17 protein-coding genes are annotated in these 18,557 nt (G+C 57.1%); 5 read left to right on the forward strand and 12 right to left on the reverse strand.

Annotated features, from left to right (window positions below):
- Positions 1–57: 57 nt before the first annotated feature.
- Genes EDC14_RS07390 through EDC14_RS07400 form a run of 3 tightly spaced genes read right to left on the reverse strand, consistent with a single transcriptional unit; the run spans position 58 to position 2,314 of the window.
- Positions 58–249 carry a uracil-DNA glycosylase gene (locus EDC14_RS07390; RefSeq protein WP_132013625.1) on the reverse strand — a complete coding sequence of 64 codons (192 nt, stop codon included), beginning with the start codon at positions 247–249 and terminating at the stop codon, positions 58–60.
- Between the two features lie 36 nt (positions 250–285).
- A complete protein-coding gene (locus EDC14_RS07395) occupies positions 286–1,623 on the reverse strand; it encodes a sensor histidine kinase (RefSeq protein WP_165907872.1) in 1,338 nt (445 codons plus the stop codon).
- Entirely contained in the window at positions 1,604–2,314 is a 711-nt protein-coding gene (locus EDC14_RS07400; protein ID WP_132013627.1) for a response regulator transcription factor, read from the reverse strand. The genes EDC14_RS07395 and EDC14_RS07400 overlap by 20 nt, the downstream gene beginning before the upstream one ends.
- Positions 2,315–3,097: 783 nt before the next feature.
- Between EDC14_RS07400 and EDC14_RS07405 the strand changes: the two genes are divergently transcribed.
- The 3 genes from EDC14_RS07405 (at position 3,098) to htpX (ending at position 6,225) form a co-directional block, all read left to right on the forward strand.
- Complete coding sequence (locus tag EDC14_RS07405) at positions 3,098–4,402, forward strand: hemolysin family protein (RefSeq protein ID WP_132013683.1); 1,305 nt, start codon at positions 3,098–3,100, stop codon at positions 4,400–4,402.
- A gap of 9 nt (positions 4,403–4,411) precedes the next feature.
- Entirely contained in the window at positions 4,412–5,029 is a 618-nt protein-coding gene (locus EDC14_RS07410; RefSeq protein ID WP_132013628.1) for a DedA family protein, read from the forward strand.
- A gap of 329 nt (positions 5,030–5,358) precedes the next feature.
- Positions 5,359–6,225 (forward strand): zinc metalloprotease HtpX, encoded by an 867-nt coding sequence (htpX, locus tag EDC14_RS07415; protein WP_132013629.1) that lies wholly within the window; start codon positions 5,359–5,361, stop codon positions 6,223–6,225.
- Between the two features lie 80 nt (positions 6,226–6,305).
- On the opposite strand, the gene EDC14_RS07420 is transcribed toward htpX, so the two are convergent.
- The 9 genes from EDC14_RS07420 to EDC14_RS07460 form a co-directional block, all read right to left on the reverse strand.
- The gene (locus EDC14_RS07420; RefSeq protein ID WP_132013630.1) at positions 6,306–8,384 is read right to left on the reverse strand and encodes a carboxy terminal-processing peptidase; all 2,079 of its coding nucleotides are present in this window, start codon (positions 8,382–8,384) and stop codon (positions 6,306–6,308) included.
- A 177-nt stretch (positions 8,385–8,561) separates the two neighbouring features.
- Positions 8,562–8,747 carry a hypothetical protein gene (locus tag EDC14_RS07425; protein WP_132013631.1) on the reverse strand — a complete coding sequence of 62 codons (186 nt, stop codon included), beginning with the start codon at positions 8,745–8,747 and terminating at the stop codon, positions 8,562–8,564.
- A 6-nt stretch (positions 8,748–8,753) separates the two neighbouring features.
- A complete protein-coding gene (locus tag EDC14_RS07430) occupies positions 8,754–8,939 on the reverse strand; it encodes a hypothetical protein (RefSeq protein ID WP_132013632.1) in 186 nt (61 codons plus the stop codon).
- 105 nt (positions 8,940–9,044) lie between these two features.
- Entirely contained in the window at positions 9,045–9,458 is a 414-nt protein-coding gene (locus EDC14_RS07435; RefSeq protein ID WP_165907873.1) for a Smr/MutS family protein, read from the reverse strand.
- A gap of 317 nt (positions 9,459–9,775) precedes the next feature.
- Positions 9,776–11,122, reverse strand: coding sequence for an HD domain-containing phosphohydrolase (locus EDC14_RS07440; protein ID WP_132013634.1), 1,347 nt, complete (start codon positions 11,120–11,122; stop codon positions 9,776–9,778).
- A 201-nt stretch (positions 11,123–11,323) separates the two neighbouring features.
- Positions 11,324–11,728, reverse strand: a complete 405-nt coding sequence (locus EDC14_RS07445; protein WP_132013635.1) for a bacteriohemerythrin — start codon at positions 11,726–11,728, stop codon at positions 11,324–11,326.
- Between the two features lie 449 nt (positions 11,729–12,177).
- Entirely contained in the window at positions 12,178–12,834 is a 657-nt protein-coding gene (locus EDC14_RS07450; RefSeq protein WP_132013636.1) for a (Fe-S)-binding protein, read from the reverse strand.
- A 2-nt stretch (positions 12,835–12,836) separates the two neighbouring features.
- Positions 12,837–13,547 carry a GTP-binding protein gene (locus EDC14_RS07455; protein WP_132013637.1) on the reverse strand — a complete coding sequence of 237 codons (711 nt, stop codon included), beginning with the start codon at positions 13,545–13,547 and terminating at the stop codon, positions 12,837–12,839.
- 98 nt (positions 13,548–13,645) lie between these two features.
- Positions 13,646–14,410 carry an ATP-binding cassette domain-containing protein gene (locus EDC14_RS07460; protein ID WP_132013638.1) on the reverse strand — a complete coding sequence of 255 codons (765 nt, stop codon included), beginning with the start codon at positions 14,408–14,410 and terminating at the stop codon, positions 13,646–13,648.
- A 1,255-nt stretch (positions 14,411–15,665) separates the two neighbouring features.
- On the opposite strand from EDC14_RS07460, the gene EDC14_RS07465 reads away from it, so the two are divergent.
- Both EDC14_RS07465 and EDC14_RS07470 read left to right on the forward strand, forming a co-directional pair.
- Entirely contained in the window at positions 15,666–15,998 is a 333-nt protein-coding gene (locus tag EDC14_RS07465; RefSeq protein ID WP_132013639.1) for an arsenate reductase family protein, read from the forward strand.
- A gap of 33 nt (positions 15,999–16,031) precedes the next feature.
- A complete protein-coding gene (locus EDC14_RS07470) occupies positions 16,032–18,278 on the forward strand; it encodes an acetate--CoA ligase family protein (RefSeq protein WP_132013640.1) in 2,247 nt (748 codons plus the stop codon).
- Positions 18,279–18,557: the final 279 nt, after the last annotated feature.

Raw genomic sequence — 18,557 nt, forward strand, 5'->3', positions numbered from 1 at the left:
ACGCCGGGACCTTTGCGTTCCGGCGTTTTCTCATGTGCCGGAGACGCGGCTCCGGCATTACGGCTCCGGGGCGTTGCGGCCCGGTTTGGGCTGGAAGAACGCGCAGGGCGCGGCGGAGGATTCGTAGACGAAAAGCGAGGGCAGGCTTTTGGATTTGAAGCCGTAGCTCTTGCAGCCGTTGGGGAATGATTTGTCCCAGGTAATATAGAAATGGCGGCACTGGTAACAATTGATCCGGGGTGGGGTCATGGTTCGCTCCGATCCTGTTTTGCCGGGGGGCGGCTTTTATTCCGGAAGCAGCGGCAATCTCACCGTGAAGCAACTGCCCGCGCCGGGAGTGCTTTGGGCCGTGACGCTGCCGCCCAGGCCTTCAACCAACTCCTTGACGATGGTGAGGCCCAATCCGAAACCGCCGCTCTCCCGGTTCCGCGATTGGTCGGTCCGGTAAAACCGTTCGAAGACATACGGCAGATCGGCGGCGGCAATGCCGATCCCCTCATCCTGCACCGCGATGACGGCCTGGGTTTCCTCCCGCTCCAGCAGGACGGTCACGTTGCCGCCGGACGGAGTGTATTTATGGGCGTTGGAGAGCAGGTTCTCCATCACCTTGGTCAGGGCGTCCCGGTCGCAGCGGACCGTGGCCGGCTGGACGACCCGCAGGGCGAGGCGGAGTTTTTTCTTCTGAAAGAGCGGGGTCATCTGCTGCACCAGACCGGCCAGGAACGGCTCCAGCGCCAGGGGCTCCAGATTGAACCGGTACCGCGCCACGTCGGCCTGGGCGATCTCCTGCAGGTCCGCCACCAGGGTGGTCAAGCGTTTCACCTCATCCAGCAGCGATTCAAGATTCTCGGGCGAGGCCGGGATCACCTGATCGATCATTCCCTCGAGGTGGCTGCGAACGGTCGCCAGCGGCGTGCGCAGGTCGTGGGCCACATCGGCGGTCATTTTTTTGCGGAGTTCGTTGGTTTCCTTCAGCCGTTCGGCTAGGCGGTTCAGGCTGGCGCCCAGCTCGCCCAGTTCGTCGCGGGGCAGGTCCTGGACCCTGCTGTCCAGTTGGCCGGCGGTCATGGCCCGGGCGGTCCGGTTCATCTCGGTGATCGGGTCGGAGATCCGCCGGGCCAGCAGCAGCGCCACCAGGAAGGAGAGAATCCCGGTCAACAGGAGCGCCCCCAGGATCGAGCGGTTGATGGTGGTCCGGAACATTCGGTCCTGGGCGGTCAACAAGTTTTCAAACAGCGTCTTGCCGAAATAGGCCGTTCCTACCTTGGCGCCGGCGACGTAGATCGGCCGCGCCGTGAGAGAATTGGGATTCGGGAGCATCGGCAGGCCGCGGCTGGCCAGCACCACCCGCTCCTGTTCGTCCAGCACGAAGCGGAGTGTTCCAAAGAAATTGTTCCGGCTGGGCGCGAAACGGGGCGGCAGATTCTCCCAGCCGCCGTAGTTCTCGTAAAGCTCGGCCAGGCCGCGGACGACCTGTTCCTGGCGGGCCTCTTCGTTGCCCAGCAGGTAGGTGTGGAACTGCCGGTTCAGAGCGAAATGAATCATCAGGCCGGCCAGAATGATGCTGATCAGGGCGACCGCCATGATGATGATGATGATCTTTTTAAGAATCGCCGATTGCATCCCGGCTGCCTCCAAATTTATAGCCGACACCGAAAACGGTCTGGATGAAAAGAGGCTCATTCGGATTGGGCTCGATCTTCTGGCGCAGGTTCTTGATATGGCTGTCGACCGTCCGGTCGTAGCCCTCGAAGGAGTATCCTTGTGCTTGTTCCAGAAGCTGGGCGCGGCTGAAGACCCGGCCCGGCGCCTGGGCCAGCAGCAATAGCATCTTGAACTCGGTCGGCGTCAGATTGACGGCCTGCTCCTCCCGGAGCACCTGGTGCTGATCGGGCAGGATGGCCAGCCGCCCGCCATTGAAGGAGAGCCGGGTCTCCCGCGACGCGCCGGCCGGCTTGGAGCGGCGCAGATGGGCCAGAACCCTGGCCACCAGCTCGCGCGGGCTGAAAGGCTTGATCAGGTAGTCGTCGGCGCCGATGTTGAGACCGAAGATCCGCTCGTCCTCGGAGCTTTTGGCGGAGAGGATGATCACCGGAACGTCCGAGGTCTGGCGGAGCCGGCTCAGCACTTCCTCGCCGGGCAGCCCGGGCAGCATCAGATCGAGCACGATCAGGTCGGGCCGGCTGGCCTTGGCCGCCTCCAGGGCCTTGAGGCCGTCGGCGGCGGTGACCACCTCGAAGCCTTCCTTCTCCAGGTAGGCCCGGACGATCTGCTGAATCTTCAATTCATCTTCCACCACTAAAATGCGCGCCATGCCATCACCCCGGTTCAATAATTCGGTGTCGCGGCCGCGATTCCTCTCAGCCGGGGCGGCCGCAAACCAAAAAACACAAAATCTCCACAACTGCGCCGCGGCCCGCTGGCTCCGCCGGAACCCGCCCGCCATGAAAGTTTCGGAGATCGGTTCCCAAAATATACGGCGCCGGGGAGGCGGGGACAAAAAAATTAAAGAACTCGGCTTTCACCGGGGTTTCTTTAAAAAACTTTTCCGACTCCGAACCTCCGGCGGCCTTCGCCACGGGAACGGAATCCGTCCTGGCAACGGTAGCGGGGACCGCCACGGGTTCGTCAGCCTCGCCGGAACCCCTTCAGCCGCAGTCCAAACCATGGCAAGGACCGCCGTCCGATCACCAACCGCCCAAATAACCCCGGCGGCGGTTGCCATATTCTCTTTTGTCGCATAATAAGCTGGAGCGGCAAACACCGGTCAAACTTCCGGCGCCGGAGTGGCCCCGGCGGCTCCGGGGGAAGGAGCCGCGCCGGACAGTGCCGGATCCGGCCCGCTTCGTGAGCTTGACTTGACAGGCGCAGGCGATTCCGATATATTTAGGGGTAGTCATGGAATGGGAGCGTGAGCATTGCAATGGGCGTTTGCCCCAAAAGCTTCAATAACCAGACCACGCAGCGCGCTTCGATGCTGAAATTGGATGCCGGTTCAAACGTCGGCCGGTTTTTTCGGTAGAGACTTCCTAAAGAATTTCGATTGGGAAGTCTTTTTGTGATTCTGAAAGGAGCAGTTTCGATGGAAACGGGCAGTCTGTTGCCGCAGATGCTGTTTTTGCTGATCTTGATCGGAGTGAATGCTTTCTTTGCCGCCTCGGAGATCGCCATCATCTCGCTGAACAATCAAAAAGTGAAACGGCAGGCGGAGGAGGGGGACGAACGCGCCAAGCTGCTGCTGGGCCTCATCGACGAGCCGAGCCGTTTTCTGGCGACGATCCAGGTGGGGGTGACCCTTTCGGGGCTATTGGCCAGCGCCGTGGCTTCGGAGAGTTTCGCCGACCAGTTGACGGATTGGGCGGTGGCCGCCGGAGTGCCTCTGGATCGGGGGGTCATGAAGCTGCTGGCCCTGGTCGGCATCACCTTGGTCTTATCCTATTTTACCCTGGTCCTGGGGGAGCTGGTCCCCAAACGGCTGGCGATGCAACAGTCGGAAAAAATCTCGCGCCTGGCCGTCAAGCCGCTGGGTTTTCTGGCGTTCGCCGCCGGTCCCTTTGTCAAGTTCTTGAGCATTTCCACCAATTTTGTCATCCGGGCCCTGGGCGGCGACCCGGCCGCCCATGAGGAGCGGATCACCGAGGAAGAGATCCGGCTGATGGTCGATGTGGGCCAGGAGAAAGGGATCATCCAAAGCACCGAAAAAGAGATGATCGATAATATTTTCGAATTTGACAACACCGCCGTCTCCGCGGTCATGACCCACCGCACCGAGGTGGTGGCCCTGCCGCTCGAGGCCTCGCTGGAAGAAGTCCTGGGAACGGTGATCAAGGAGAAATTCTCCCGGCTCCCGGTCTACCAGGAGTCCATCGACAACATCGTCGGCATCCTGCACGTCCAGGATCTGATCCCGGTCCTGAAGAATCCGACCCGGGCCGCCACTTCCTTCAACCTGAAAAAGATCATCCGGCAGCCTTATTTCGTGCCGTTCGCCAAGAAAACCGACGAGCTCTTCAAAGAGCTGCAAAAGAAGAACAACCACATGGCGGTGGTCATCGACGAGTACGGCGGCACCGCCGGGATCGTCACCATCGAGGACCTGATCGAGGAGATCGTCGGCAATATCTTCGACGAGCATGATGAAGTCGTCCGGGAGATCGAGAAGCTCGACGAGCGCTCGTATCTGGTGGAAGGGACCGTCAGCATGGCCACGGTCAACGAGGTCCTCGACATCGAGCTGCCCACGGATGACTCGGATACGTTGGGCGGATTCGTAATGGCCGAGCTGGGACGGATCCCGGCCGGGGACGAGACCCCTTCCTTCGAATACGCCGGTCTCTCCTTCCAGGTCATGGCGCTGGAAGACAAACGAATCTCCAAAGTCAAAATCACCAAACCCATCTAAGGAGCATCCATGGAGCAGATCATCAGCTGGTTTTGGGCGCTTGCCGAGCGCTCGCCCTTGTTTTACTTGAGCCTGTTCGGCCTGTCGGCCCTCAACGCCTTTTTGCCGCCCATTCCCATCGAGGGTCTGACGATATTGGGAGGATTCATGGCCGCCGGCGGCGCTCTTCAGTCGCTCTGGATCTGGCTGGCCACGGCGCTGGGAATGATCCTGGGCAACAGCGCGCTGTTTTTTTGCATCCAGTCCAACCAGGAGTTCCTGTTGCGCCGGAAGGTGATTAGCAAACACCTGAACCAGGAGGTGTTGGACAAAGGGAAGGGAATGTTCGACCGCTACGGGGTGTGGGCGGTATTCATCAGTAAATTCGTACCCTGGATGACCTTCGGACTGACCTTCTATTTCGGCCTTTCCAAGATTCCGCTGTACCGTATCCTGCCGGCGCTGGCCCTCTCCAACCTGCTCTATTTCGGCGGCCTGACCCTGCTGGGGCGATATGCCAAGGAAGAATGGGACATCCTGGTGGAGATGGTGAAGCCCGCCTATCTCTGGATCGGTCTGGCCGCCCTGGCCGTGGCGGGAATTCTTTTCAAATTGTGGCGGGCGAAACGGAAGCGGAACAAGCTGTAAGATGCCACCTTGCGCCGCCCGGGATCTCTACCGGACGAACGGAGGCGAAAAGCGGGCCTTCGCAGCGGCCAGCGCCGTCCAATCGGTGCCAGGACGCCCGGTTGACCTTGACATCCGCGATGGGCCTTAGTATAATCAGATCAATCGCAAAGAAGGGGAGTAGCTCACGGCGTCAGCCGGCCTTGAAGCGTCAATACGGTGGGTGGACCCACCCGCTTCCGGGTCAAGAGGGATCGGTTCTTGAGAGCAAGACCTTCAGCAATACGGCAACGTATTGTCTGAAGGTCTTTTTTATTGCGCAGCCCCGGAAGAAGAAAGGACGAGTCGCGATGAACAATATGAAAGTTTTCCTGTTGATGTCGGTGTTAACTGCCATTCTGGTGGGGATCGGCAACCTGTTCGGAGGACCCCAGGGGGCGATGCTTTTTTTCCTGATCGCCATGGGAATGAACTTCTTCAGCTATTGGTACAGTGATAAAATGGCGATCCGGATGACCGGCGCGCAGCCGCTCAGCCCGGAGGAGGCGCCGGAGTTGTACGCCATCGTCCGCGAGTTGAGCGCCAAGGCCCAGCTGCCGATGCCCAGCCTCTATATGACCCCCGAGCAGCAGCCCAACGCCTTCGCCACCGGCCGCAACCCCGAGCATTCGGCGGTGGCGGTCACGGCCGGCCTGGTCCGTCTGCTGGACCGGGAGGAGATCGCGGGCGTGCTCGCTCACGAGCTGGCGCACATCAAAAACCGGGATGTGCTCATCGGCACCATCGCGGCCACGCTGGCCGGAGCGATCAGCATGATCGCCAATGCCGCGCAGTGGAGCCTGATGTTCGGCGGCGCCCGGGATGAGGAGGAAGGCGGCGGGAACCCGCTCGGAGCCATTCTGATGATCATTCTGATGCCGATCGCGGCCGCGGTCATCCAGATGGCCATCTCCCGTTCCCGGGAGTACCGGGCCGATGCGGTCGGGGCGGCCATCTCGGGCCGGCCGCTCGGACTGGCCAACGCCCTTACCAAGCTGGAACGGATCGCCCAGCAGTTGCCGGCCGATCTGACCCCGGCCACGGCCCATTTATTCATCGTCAATCCGCTGAGCGGCGCCAGCCTGGCCAATCTTTTCAGCACCCATCCGCCCATTCAGGAGCGGGTCAGACGCCTGACCGAGATGGCGAGCCGCCCCGGAGCGGGAGTTTCGATCTAACATTTAAAACCGGTTCTGTCTACGGTAAGGCCCGCGTCGAATGACGCGGGCCTTCGTTTGTCTATACTGGAACGATCTCCTTACTTCCTCATGTCTTTCAGAATGTTGACCGATTCGCCGACATACACGTCGGCCGCAATCTGGGAATGCCATTCCTTGGCCCGTTGAGACGCGTCCGGATCATTCTCTCCGGACTGGCTCCGCAGGCCATTGACTTTGAGATCCTTTTCACCCGGCAAGTTTTTCAGCTTGTCGGATTCCGCCCTTAAGGCGGCCTGTTCGTCCAGGACCTTGCCCAGCTTCAGGCTCTGGGGATTCTGCTGCTGCTCCTTGAGGTTGGCGATATTATCGGCAATCAGCTTAAAGCCGGGATCGTTTTTCACCCTGGCCGCGCTGTTTTGTTTCAAGGACTTCAGGTCCGGCGCCTTCGGCCACTTGCGGTAGGAAGTACCTTTGATGGTATCCCACGGCAAGGGGTAATCCAGATGCTTCTCGCCGACCTTCAACACGCTCTGGGGATCGGGCAGCGGAATATCCGCGGTCACGCCCTTGAATTGGGTCGACGCTCCGGTGATCCGGTAAAACTTCTGTACCGTCAGCTTCAGCGAGCCGAGCGGCTTGAAGGCCGCGTAATCGTTGGAGACCAGCCGGTCCAGATCGACGAAGGTCTGGACGGTTCCCTTTCCGAATGAGGTCGGTCCGCCCACGATCACCGCCCGCCCGTAATCCTGGAGGGCCGCCGCCAGAATCTCCGAGGCCGAGGCGCTGAAGGAGTTGACGAGCACCACCAGCGGGCCGCTGTAGACGACTCCCGAATCGGGGTCCTTCAATACCTGGCGGTTATTCTTATCCTTGACTTGAACCACCGGGCCGGACTTGATGAACAGTCCCGACATTTTCACCGCATCGTCCAGGGCGCCGCCGCCATTGTTGCGGAGGTCCAGGATGATCCCGGCCACTTTCTCCTTCTTCAGCTGTTCGACCTGGCGCCGGACATCCTCGGCGGAACTGCGGCTGCCGCCGTTGAAATCATGGTAAAACGAGGGCAGGCTGATATACCCGAATTTCTGCTTGGTCTTGCTGTCGGTCAGCACCGCCGACTTGGCATAGGTGTCCTCGATCACCACTACTTCCCGGATGAGCGGGATGACCGTGATCTGGCCGTTCGGTTTCTTGACCGTCAGTCTGACCTCGGTCCCTTTTTTGCCGCGGACCAGTTTCACCACGTCATCCACGGGCATGTAGGTGATGTCGACCGGCTCATTGTCGCCCTGGGCCACTTTGAGGATGAGGTCGTTGGCTTTCAGGCCTTTCTGCCGCCAGGCCGGGCTGCCGGGGACCACCTCGACCACTTTGATATATTCGCCGTCCTCTTGCAACACGGCGCCGATTCCTTCCAGGGTCCCGCTCATCTGAATATCGAAATTCGCCTTGGTCTGAGGCGGGAAATAGCTGGTATGCGGATCGAAACTGGTGGCCACCGCGTCGAGGAACCGGTTGTCGCGCTCCTCGGTGTCATCCAGCAGCCGGTCGAAGGCGCGTTTCTGGCTTTTGGCCACATATTCGCGGGCCTGCGCCTCCAATTCCGGCTGAAAAGCCCGGTTCGCCGGAAGCTGCTTCTTGCCGTGCTCCTCGGGGGAGGCCAGATCGATATAGCGCATCAAGGTTTGATACTTGAGCGTCTTGCGCCACAAGTCCTTCAGCTCGCCCAGGCTGGTGCAGAACTCCCGCTTGTCGGGGTCCACTTCCAGCGTTTCATCGCCAGTGAAGCTGAAAGGTTGTTTCAAAATTTCATTGGTGATTCCTTGAATATCGGCGATCCGCCGCTTCAAGAGGACGTTGGAAAGGGTCAGGAACTGATGCGTGCCCTGCCTTAACTCGTCATCGATCCGGTTTTGAAACTGTTTGAGCTGTTCCATATCGGATTTGAGCAAAAAGCGCTTGTTCGGGTCGAGTGATTTCAGGTAGAGATCGAAGACCCGCTGCGATAGCTTGTCGTCCAGTTTCTGCGGGCTGTAATGCCAGGTCTCCAGGGAGTTGAGCAAGGCATCGGAGATGACTTGCTCCTTGCCGGGTTTTTGCAGCGCCTGGGTATAAGCGGACCCGGCGATCAGCACGACCAGCAGCAGAATCAATATCCTATTGAGTTGCTTTTTCATTTGCACCTTCGCCTTTACAAATTTAATCAGGCCATCGTAATAACGCTATCATCATCGCGGGGATATGTCAACACCGCTCCCTTTGGCTTAACCAAAAAGTAAGCCCCGCTCGTGAAAGGGCGGGGCATTGCGGACAAATGAAAAGTTTTTGGCAGGAATGGTTAATCTCTCCCGGAGTCAGGTGGAGACAGTAGCGCTGGTCAGAATGTAATCCAGTTCGGCGACTGCCACATCCAAATGATGCGCCGCCACCAGCAGCAGCTTTTGGACATCCGCGTCCGGAGTGGAACGGGCCATCTCCCGCAGGCGCTGCGCGTTCCGCTGGCAGTTTTGCGCCGAGTCATGAAACCGATTGACGCTCAAGAATGCTCATCCTTTCGTGAGGATTGTTTTGGCTTCCACGCAAGCATTGATACACATTTCGACCCGGGCCGCGCCCAGACTTGCCGTCTGCCGTTCCATGGCACAAAGCAGCGTATTGGCTGTGGTGCGCAGATCGTGAGCGGATTGGGTGCAACTGTCGATGCATTCCTGAATTTGAGCCGGATTGAGCATGGCTTCACCTCCGGGGTTAGTTTGTCCGAAGGCCGGCAAATCTTGCGTCCGATCCGAAAAAACAAACCGATCCGGCGGCGCAGGATCCCGCCGGACCGGACCGGTTCAGCGCCGGGTGGGCGGGCGGCGGCGGGCCGTCCGCAACCGGTCGGAACGGAGTGCCTTCGCGTTGCGCCGCGCCTCCCGCTCCTCCTCCTCGTCGAAATCCAGCGCCGGCTGGCGGGAGGGCGGAGCATCGTCGTTTACCAATTCCACAATGGTCTCGCCGGCATTGGGCAAAGTGTACGGCGAGCCGTCCTCGCCCCGGTACACCAGGCGAATATGTTCCCGGGCGAACGGAGACTCGGTCAGCCAGCGCCGGACCTGGGACTTGATGACCGGAAAATGCTCGCTGTGCTTGCCCTGGCCATGAATGATCCGCACCAGGCGTTCGCCGTGCTTCAAAGCGTTCAATAAGTGAAGTTCCAGCCGGAGCTGGGCCTCGGCTGCGCTGTAGCCGTGTAAATCGATGGTATTCATCGCGTCACCTCGTTGCGGAATGGTCCAAGGAGAAAGAATTACGCCAATCCAAGTGAGAATTGATTCCTTGCATCGATATTCCGGAGGAACGTTTTGGGTTCCTACGGACCTAACGGTGGAGGTCACCATAAGCTTCTTGACCCCGGCCGGGTTGAAGCGGACTGCTTGATTTCTGCAAAGGCAAGCCTTTTTTAAAAGCCATGTGATAAAGTCCTCAAATTCGGAAATCACTCTTTCAAAAAAAAACGACTTTATCACTTGCTTCTCTGAGCTTTTGTGTTCACCCTGTCCTTCGGACAGGGTTTATCACAACGCTTTTAAACGATCTCATGAAACGGGCGGACGAAACGGGACTCGTCGGCATGCAGGTCCAGGGGGAGCGGGAAACGGGAAGAATCAAAACAGGCATTGCGCATGAAATGATCGTACTCCCGTCCGGCATCGGCCTGGGCGCGCTGGCGAATGGGATTCAATTCGTTTAATTGTTCGAGGACCAGCTGAACCAGATGGGGGTCGAGCGCCCCGTCCTGAACCCGTTCCGTCAGCAACTGGGCCAGCTTTTCCCGGGACAGTCCGGGCCGGTACGGCCGGTCCTCGGAGAGCGCGGTAAAGAAATCGGCCACCGCCACGATCCGGGAGCCCAACGAAAGATCACCGGCGGGATGATGGAAAGGATAGCCCTTGCCGTCCAGCCGTTCATGGTGGAAAGCCGCCCAGCTGTTGATGGTCGCCAGATCGGTCAATGGGTAGAGCAGACGGTATGTATAATAAGGATGGGTTTTAATCACCGAAAATTCGGAGGTGGTCAGTCGGCCGGGTTTGTTCAGGATGCTTTCGGGGACGACGATCTTGCCCAAGTCATGAAAATAACCGGCGACCCGCAGCATTTGAGATTCACGGTTTGAAAAGCCGCACAACTGCCCGATCTTCTCCGCGCAGACCGCCACTCCGCTGGAGTGGGTGGCGGTAAAATGATTCCGGAAGTCGACCAATTGGGCGAAAAGCTTGGTCAAGGCCAGCAGCCGCTCCAGATCGAGTTCGACGGCGCTGATGCCCGCTTCGGCGGCGAGAATGGCCTGGAGGGAAGGGGAAAAAAGGTCCAGCCAGAAATATTCCTTGGCGGCCAGCGCCTCGAAGGCTTCCACCAGCGGCGGGGCAAACATCTTCCCGCGGTATTCGCGGATTCTGGCCGTGATCCCTTTGACCGGCAACGATTCCCCGCCCGGCTGTTGAATAATCAGCGTATCCAGACGGTCGGCCAGATAAAGAAGCTGGCTGAGCCAAGGGATCGCCTCGCGGTGCGGCGAGTTGCTGTATTCGGTCCAGTTCAGATGGTGGTAAAGCACCAGCGGCGCGATGGGGGCCAACGGCGGAAACTGTAAGAGCAAATGATAGCCTAAAACCGCATGAATATGCGGCTTTTGAAACTCAAACTCCAGGGCCTCCAGGCGATCTTTCAAAGACAGCGAGCCGCAGTCATGCAAGAGACTGGCGATCACCAGCTGTTTCCGTTCCTCGGCAGGCAGATTCATCTCCAGCGCCAGATTGAGCGCAATGTAGGCAACTCGTTTGTGATGATTGGCGATACTGGGGCTGATCAGATCGATGGCGTCGGAGAGGCAAAAGATCAGATCGCCCAAGGGTACCTTCAGTTCTTTAATCATGCTGACAGCCTTTCGTCCCGAGATAGGCTTTAGAATGCGAATTAGAGTAAAGAAATTTATTTGCTCCTATTTCGAAGCGTTGTGATAAACCCTGTCCGAAGGCCAGGGTGAACACAAAAGCTCAGAAAAGCAAGTGATAAAGTCGTTTTTTAGTCCATTGAAAGGATGATTTCCGAATTTGAGGACTTTATCACATGGCTTTTAGAGCTTATCCTTTAAAAAAGCCCCCAGTTGCTTGTCGACATTGCGGATATGGGCGTTCAACCAGTTAATGATGATCCGGTTGGTCAGGATCACCAGATTCAGTCCCGGACCTTCTTTCGCAAATGCCTCTTTAAGCGGCGCCAGACTCTGAACGAACTGTTCGTGCTGGGCTTGGTGCTCGGCCATTTTCGGATAGGCAAAACGGGTCATGTATTCTTCTTCGGTCCCAAAATGGGTCACCACGTATTCCTCAAGGAATTTCAGCAGACCGCCGACGGTATCCCGGCCTTTTCCCTGGTTGCAAGCTTCCAGCAGTTGATCGACCCGATGAAACAGCTCTTTATGCTGGTCGTCGATGGCCGGCGAACCGACCGCCAGATCCGGTGTCCATTCGATCTTCATTGATAATCAACCTCCCGTCCGGAAATATCGAAATTCATTATTTTCAAAATTTCGACACGGTCTGAGAGAATCCTATTAAAATTTGGATGAATGAAAAAAATTCGGGACTGCCGTAGATCAAGAAAGTTACGCATTCCCGCTTTAAAAGTCGGCTGCAAAGGGTCAAACGATCGCAATTTTTCATCTTTTGAATCAAGGGAGACAGATCAGAGAATTTCAAATTACCATAATATTCCCTTCGCAATACAATATATAGTGAGTAGCCCGGATATATCAATCAATATATTGTTTTGCGAAGCTTTTTCGAAGCGATTTGAAATTCTCTCAGTTCGCAGCGCAGCTGCACATTGACGAAACGGATTCCAGTACTATTATAAATGAAAGAAGACCCTGGGAAACCTCAGGATCTTCAGGCCTATTTTCGGTAAGATTCGACAGATACGGCATGCTTATGAAGTTCCTTTGGCGCCGGCCAGGATCCGGATGTCCTCGATCCGGATCTGGAGCCCGTAGCTCTTCTGAAGCGCCATATTCACCAGGCCGGTATGGTTCAGATTCATCATGCAGAAGCCCGGCAAAAAGGTGGCGCGGCATCCCAGGACCGGTTCCCGGGCGACCTCCTTGGCCACTCCCTCAAAGCCAATCATATGATAGGCGTGGACATCTTTGGTTTCTTTTTCCCGGGCCCATTTCGGCCCAACCACCCAGGTGTATAACAAACCGGTCACCGGATCGGCCTCGATCACCGACAAGACATGAGGGATCGGACAGCCGGCCCCCATCGGCCGCCCCAGGACGAGATCGCCTTTGTGGATCGCTAACTTTTCCACCAGATCGCTCCGAAAGGGGAGAACGATCTTCCGGGCGGAGATCTCTCCGGGTAAAGCGCCGAGGACAAAGTCATACCGGTTCCCCAGGATATCGGCGCCGCTATATGCGGCGGTGTCGAGCGGTTGGGGATGTTGCAGGGCTTCCCGGTGATAGAAAGGGCAATCCGGGAGTTCCTTCTCTTGATTGCTGACGGAGGTCATAAAATCGGCGCAGCTTTTGCTGCCGCAGAGGCCGCAATTTTTCTGCGGGGGCTGCCAGTGCCGGACCGTTCTCATCTTCATTCACCTCGATACAGATATTCGGCCATTTGACAGTCGAGCTTTTTTACTACGCCGAAATGATGTTTCCAGCCGATCTCCTTTTTCCCTACGCAAATCGTGCAGGTTCCCAACGGCGGACTCCCTTTGAGGATTAAATGATCCTTGTCGATATCCGGCGATTCCCGGATGAGCCGGTACAAGCGCTGTAACGAAGTACCCTGGAGGGCATTGGTTTCCAAAAGGATGATTCCGGGGTGGACTTCCTTAATCTTTTGGATCAAGACTTCCCGCTCGGCCTGGCTCACCAGATCGATCTTGGTGACCACCGCGACGTCGGCCAGGCTGACCATGGCTCCCATCTTTTCGGGCGCATGGATCCCGGAGATGGAGCTGAGCACGATGATGCCCAGCCCTTGATTGAGATAGGGCGAGCAGCGCAGGCATAGCCCGGCGCTTTCCACAATGAGCAGGTCGGAACGGTTCTCCTCCGCCCAGTCCACGACGTCGCCCAGGACCATCACGCCGGCGTGATCGGGGCAGAGATCGCCCGAATACACTTTTTTGGTGAGGATGCCGAACTCGTGCTCCAATTCGATATCCTCGTAAGCCTTGACGACATCGATCTTGAGAAATGCCGTCCGCAACTCGTCTTTTACATTCGCTACGATCTGTTTGATGACCGCGGTCTTGCCGGCTGAAGGCGGACCGGCGATGATAATCAGTTTCATCAGGGACACTCCTTTTCAAAGCATTGTGAGGTACCCGGCTAAAAAGCCGGGAGGGTCACAACGATTGTTTCTATAATCCCATGGCTTTTGAGCCAAACTTAAATTGCCAATTCCGCGGTGATGATATTTCCGGAGCGCAGGTGTTCCCGAATGGTTCCGATCCGTTTATCGACCTCGATCAGCTTCTTCACGGCCGACTCTTCCTGGGCGTTGCGGAGCAGGACTTTTTTGACGCCGCCATGCTCCATGATCAAGCGTTTCTTGGTATTCAGGGCGATGACCGGATCATGGGTCACGAAAACAATGATTTTGCCGCTGTCTTGAATGATCGCCATGACCTCTTGCTTGAAAATGCCGGCGTTCTCGATCTCATCCAGCAGAATGACGGGGGCCGCTCCGATGAGGACGGCGTCGGCGATCAACAGGGAACGGGTCTGTCCCCCCGATAAGGTTGTCACGCGGTGCGAGGCCGCTATCTTTTCGCCGGTGAAAGTATTCGCCAGCTCTAAAGTACCCGGGATAATGCCTTGATCATCAATCTCGCGCGCCCGGGCGTGAATCTTCAAGAAATTTTCCACCGTCAGATCCGCGAAGCATTTGGTGTTCTGGGTAATCATCGCGATCGGCTTGAGGGAAGGGTTGTAGCGGACCGAGTCTTCGGGAACCTTGCCGTTGATCAGGATCCGGCGCCGGGTCGAGGTATCGCCTTGCGCCATCAACTCGATATCGGTGATAAAAGCGGTTTTCCCGCTGCCGGTCGGGCCGACGATCGAAATGGTTTCTCCGGGACGCAGCTGGATCTGCTCATAGTTCTCACGCTGGCCATCCCGGTTATAGCCGGGGAGAATGGTTAATTCAGTCATTACTGGTCACCTATCCTATCCATAAATCTTTTCTAATGTATTCATCGAGCACTGCCGAGGTGTTGCCCGCAACGATTTTGCAAATAATCCGTGCCATTGGCTCGAACCGTCTTTGCCGGGAGCCGGGAAATTTATGATCTCAACATTCGCAGATTAAATATACCAGTAAACCCTCGCAGTCATAGGTATAGCATCATGACAAGAAATTATCTTGACATATATAAAAATAAGTGATTGGGCTTCTATGTAAAAAAATAAACAAATGAATGGATGCGATTGAGGTCGATGGGGACTATTCCTGCCCCCACCCCCCCAGGACCAAAGGGTGTAGTGGGACACCCTTTGGAATCCGCCCACTTGGAACCGAGGTTCCAAGACCTCCTCATTCATCCGGGGTTTTAGCATGTCGCCGCCATCCCTGGCATTTCGACTGGCAACCAAGTGTAGGCTTCCGTTTCCGACCGCAGGTTTTTCATCCACGAAAAGATGCGTCGTCCGCCTTCTTCCCTGAAGGCGGTTACTGTTTCGTAAGCTAAGGGCTTCTAACGACTTTTGAGTTTGATTAAAAACCAGAAAAGACAAAATAGCACCCGTCTCCATGGAGGGAGTCGGCGCCGCTTCTTTTCCAATGCAACGACATTATTCCTCGAGTATAGATGATTTGCGAAAATAACGAACGCTTTACCGTTTTTTCGCAAATCATGTGATTTACGATAATGTCGTTGCATAGGAGGATGAAAAACAGCGGTCGGGAACGGAAGCCATGACCTGGTTGCCAGACAGATGGCCAGGGATGGCGAAGACGTTCTAGAACCGGGATGAATGAGGGAGGCTTGGAATCCGTAGGTTCCAACGGTTTTTTGGTTACTTTTTTACCGCTAAAAAAGTAACCCGTCGCCGGAACCGTGGGCCAAAGGAACAAGCATCCATAAGTTTTTCCCCCTCAATATTCAATATCAGTTCTGCTTTTAGGCCGTTTGTCAAGCTAACTTTCTATTTTTGCTTCTATGCTTATGTATCCATGGCTTTGTTTGCTTTTTTCTCTGCGAATGTTGAGTTATGATGAATTCAATGGCTTTCCACCCATCCGATAGTATCGATGGCATGGGTTAATTTACGGCGCGAAGAGATTACGGCAGGAAATTCCGCGTGCCGCGTAAAATATTGTAGTGATTGATCGTGCCGTGATCCGTGACATTCAGCATGTTGAGGACCAAAGTGCTGGGAAGACGGATCAAGGATGACTGGAGGAAGCATGAATATTCAAATCTTCGGGGTCTTGAAATGCCAGGATACCCGCAAAGCGGAGCGATACTTCAAAGAACGGCGGATCCCGTATCAATTCGTCGATCTGACCCGCAAGGGTTTGAGCAAGGGGGAGCTGGAGCGGGTCAGCCGGGCCGTCGGACTGGAAAATCTGATCGACAAGACCGGCAAACAATATCAGAAACGTCAGTTGCAGTACTTGGTCCATGATGTGACGGAAGAGTTGCTGAACGATCCGTTGCTGTTCAAGACGCCCATCGTCCGCAACGGAGCCGAGGCGACGGTGGGGTATCAGCCGGATGTCTGGAAGACGTGGGATTAGAAGGTTAAACTGCCAAAGTGAGGGATAACGCCGATGAATTTGACCATGGAGACCAGCAGCCGGATCAACCGGGTCTTCGCGGAGGCTTGGGCCGAGGGGCGCGGCGTGCTGTATGAGTTTGAGGTATACCGGATCCTGGAACAGCTCGATTTGGGAGTGCCGGCCTTTCAATTCGTGAGCGATCCGCGCGCGGTCGATGAAGAACTGTTGAAGCCATTCGGCCGCCATCTGATGGTGAAGATCGTCTCGCCGCAGATCGCGCATAAACAGAAGGTCGGCGGGGTCAAGAAGGTCAAAAACGAGGACCCGCTCTTCATCCAGTTTGTACTGGAACGGATGCGCGCCGAAGTGCTCGGCCATTTCCCGGCCGGGGCGGCGCCGGAGATTGAGGGGTTCCTGCTGGTGGAGCTGATCCCCCATTCCCAGGCGCTGGGCTATGAAACCCTGATCGGCTTCAAGGAAGATCCGGCCTTCGGCCCGGTGATCGCCTTGAGCAAAGGCGGGGATGACGCCGAGTTTTTCGCCAAATATTTCAATCCGGCCAACCTCTTCATGCCGTCTTTTGACCGGGCGGCCGCCCGCCGGCTGGTGGAGACCCTGAATATCCGCCATAAGTTCGCCGCCCTCGGCCACCCCGAATATCTCGATTATGTGGCGGACGCCATCGCCAAGGTGAGCGCGCTGGCCTATGCTTACTCGTTCGTGGCGCCGCAAGCCGCGCCGTTCATCATCAAGTCGCTGGACGTCAATCCGTTTGTCTTTGCCGAGGACGGCCGGTTTGTGGCCATCGACGGCTTTGCCGAGTTTCAACCGGCGGCTGAGACTGCGCTGGCCGTGCCGCCGCTCCGCCGGGAAGGGCTGGACCGCTTCTTCACGCCGCGCGGCGTGGCGGTGATCGGCGTCTCCGGGGACCGGGCCAAATACAGTCTGGGACGGGAGATTGCCGGGCTCCTGCATGAGCTGGGCCGGAGCGACCTCTATTGCGTCAACGCCCGGGGCGGCGAGGTTCTGTTTGGGGAGAAAGAGTATCCTTTATATAAGAGCTTGCGCGAGCTGCCCGGCCCGGTGGAACTGGCGGTGTATGCCGCGCCGGCCCAATATACCGTGGATTTCCTGCGGGAAGCCGCCGAGACGGGAGTCCGGGCGGTGATCCTGATCTCCGGCATTCCGGCCGAGTTGAAATACTCCGAGTTTGCCGCCCAGATCGGGGCGGTGCTCCCGCCCGGACTCCGGATCATCGGGCCCAACTGCATGGGAGTCTATTTCGCGCCTTCCGGAAACGAGCCCGGACTGAATACCTTGTTTGTGGACGAGAAGCGGCTGGAGATCAGGTCCTCCGAATTCAGCAACACGGTGTTGCTCACCCAGAGCGGCGCTTTTTCGGTGACCGCCATCGACAAGATGCAACGGTCGCGGCTCTTCCGGGCCATCGTCAGCTTCGGCAACAAGTACGATGTCAAAATCACCGATCTGCTGGCCTACTTCGAAGCCAGGGACGGGATTGAAGTGATCGCGTTGTATGTGGAAGGACTGGACCCGGGCGAAGGCCGTCGTTTCTTCGAGCTCGCCCGGGAGTCCGCCAAACCGGTCATCATTTATAAATCGGGACGGACGGAAGCCGGCGCCCGGGCCGCCGCCTCGCATACCGCTTCGATGTCCGGCAGCTATGACGTGTTCCGGGCCGCCTGCCGCCAGGCCGGGGTGATCCTGGCCGAAACCATTGAAGAGCTGTACGACCTGACCAAAGTCTTCTCCTTGCTGGTCTCCAGGATCCCGGCGGGCAACCGGGTGGCCGGAGTGGTTAACGCCGGCTTTGAGTCGACCGTGGGCGCGGATGAGCTGCGCCAGTTGGAACAGGCCCAACTGAATGAAGCGACCATTGCCAAGCTGAACCGGATCAACCCCTATGGGCTGGTGGATACCAGCTCGCCGTTTCTGGACGTGACGCCGATGGCCGATGACCGGATGTACGCGGCCTACGTGGAGGCGCTGCTGCAGGATGAGAACGTCGACTGCGTATTCGTGGCGGTGGTGCCGCACGCCGCCTCATTGAAGACCACTCCCGACACTTGTCGTCATCCCGAGAGCCTGGCCAATCTGCTGGTGGATCTGCAGCGGCGTTATGCCAAGCCGATGGTGATCTCGGTGAACGCGGGCCGCTATTATCAGGAGTTTGTGGCGGTGATGGAGGAGAATGGCTTGCCGGTGTATCCCAATATCCGCGCCGCGATTCAGTCGTTGGACGCCTTCGTGGAGTTTTGGAAGAACAAGCGGCATTGATTGAGCGGAGCTTTATCCTTTTGAAATGGGCAGCGGCAGGAATGGTCTGAGCATGCCTGGCCATTGCGGGAGGATGCACGGGAATCGGGCGAGTATCTTCGGTTACTGAGAGAGCATGCGCACTTGCTGCGCATGCTCTCTCAGTAACAGTGCGAGCTGACTTAGTAACAGTGCGAGCTGACTTAGTAACAGTGCGAGCTGACTTAGTAACAGTGCGAGCTGACTTAGTAACAGTGCGAGCTGACTTAGTAACAGTGCGAGCTGACTTAGTAACAGTGT

The organism is Hydrogenispora ethanolica (genome assembly GCF_004340685.1).
GTDB lineage: Bacteria > Bacillota > UBA4882 > UBA8346 > UBA8346 > Hydrogenispora > Hydrogenispora ethanolica.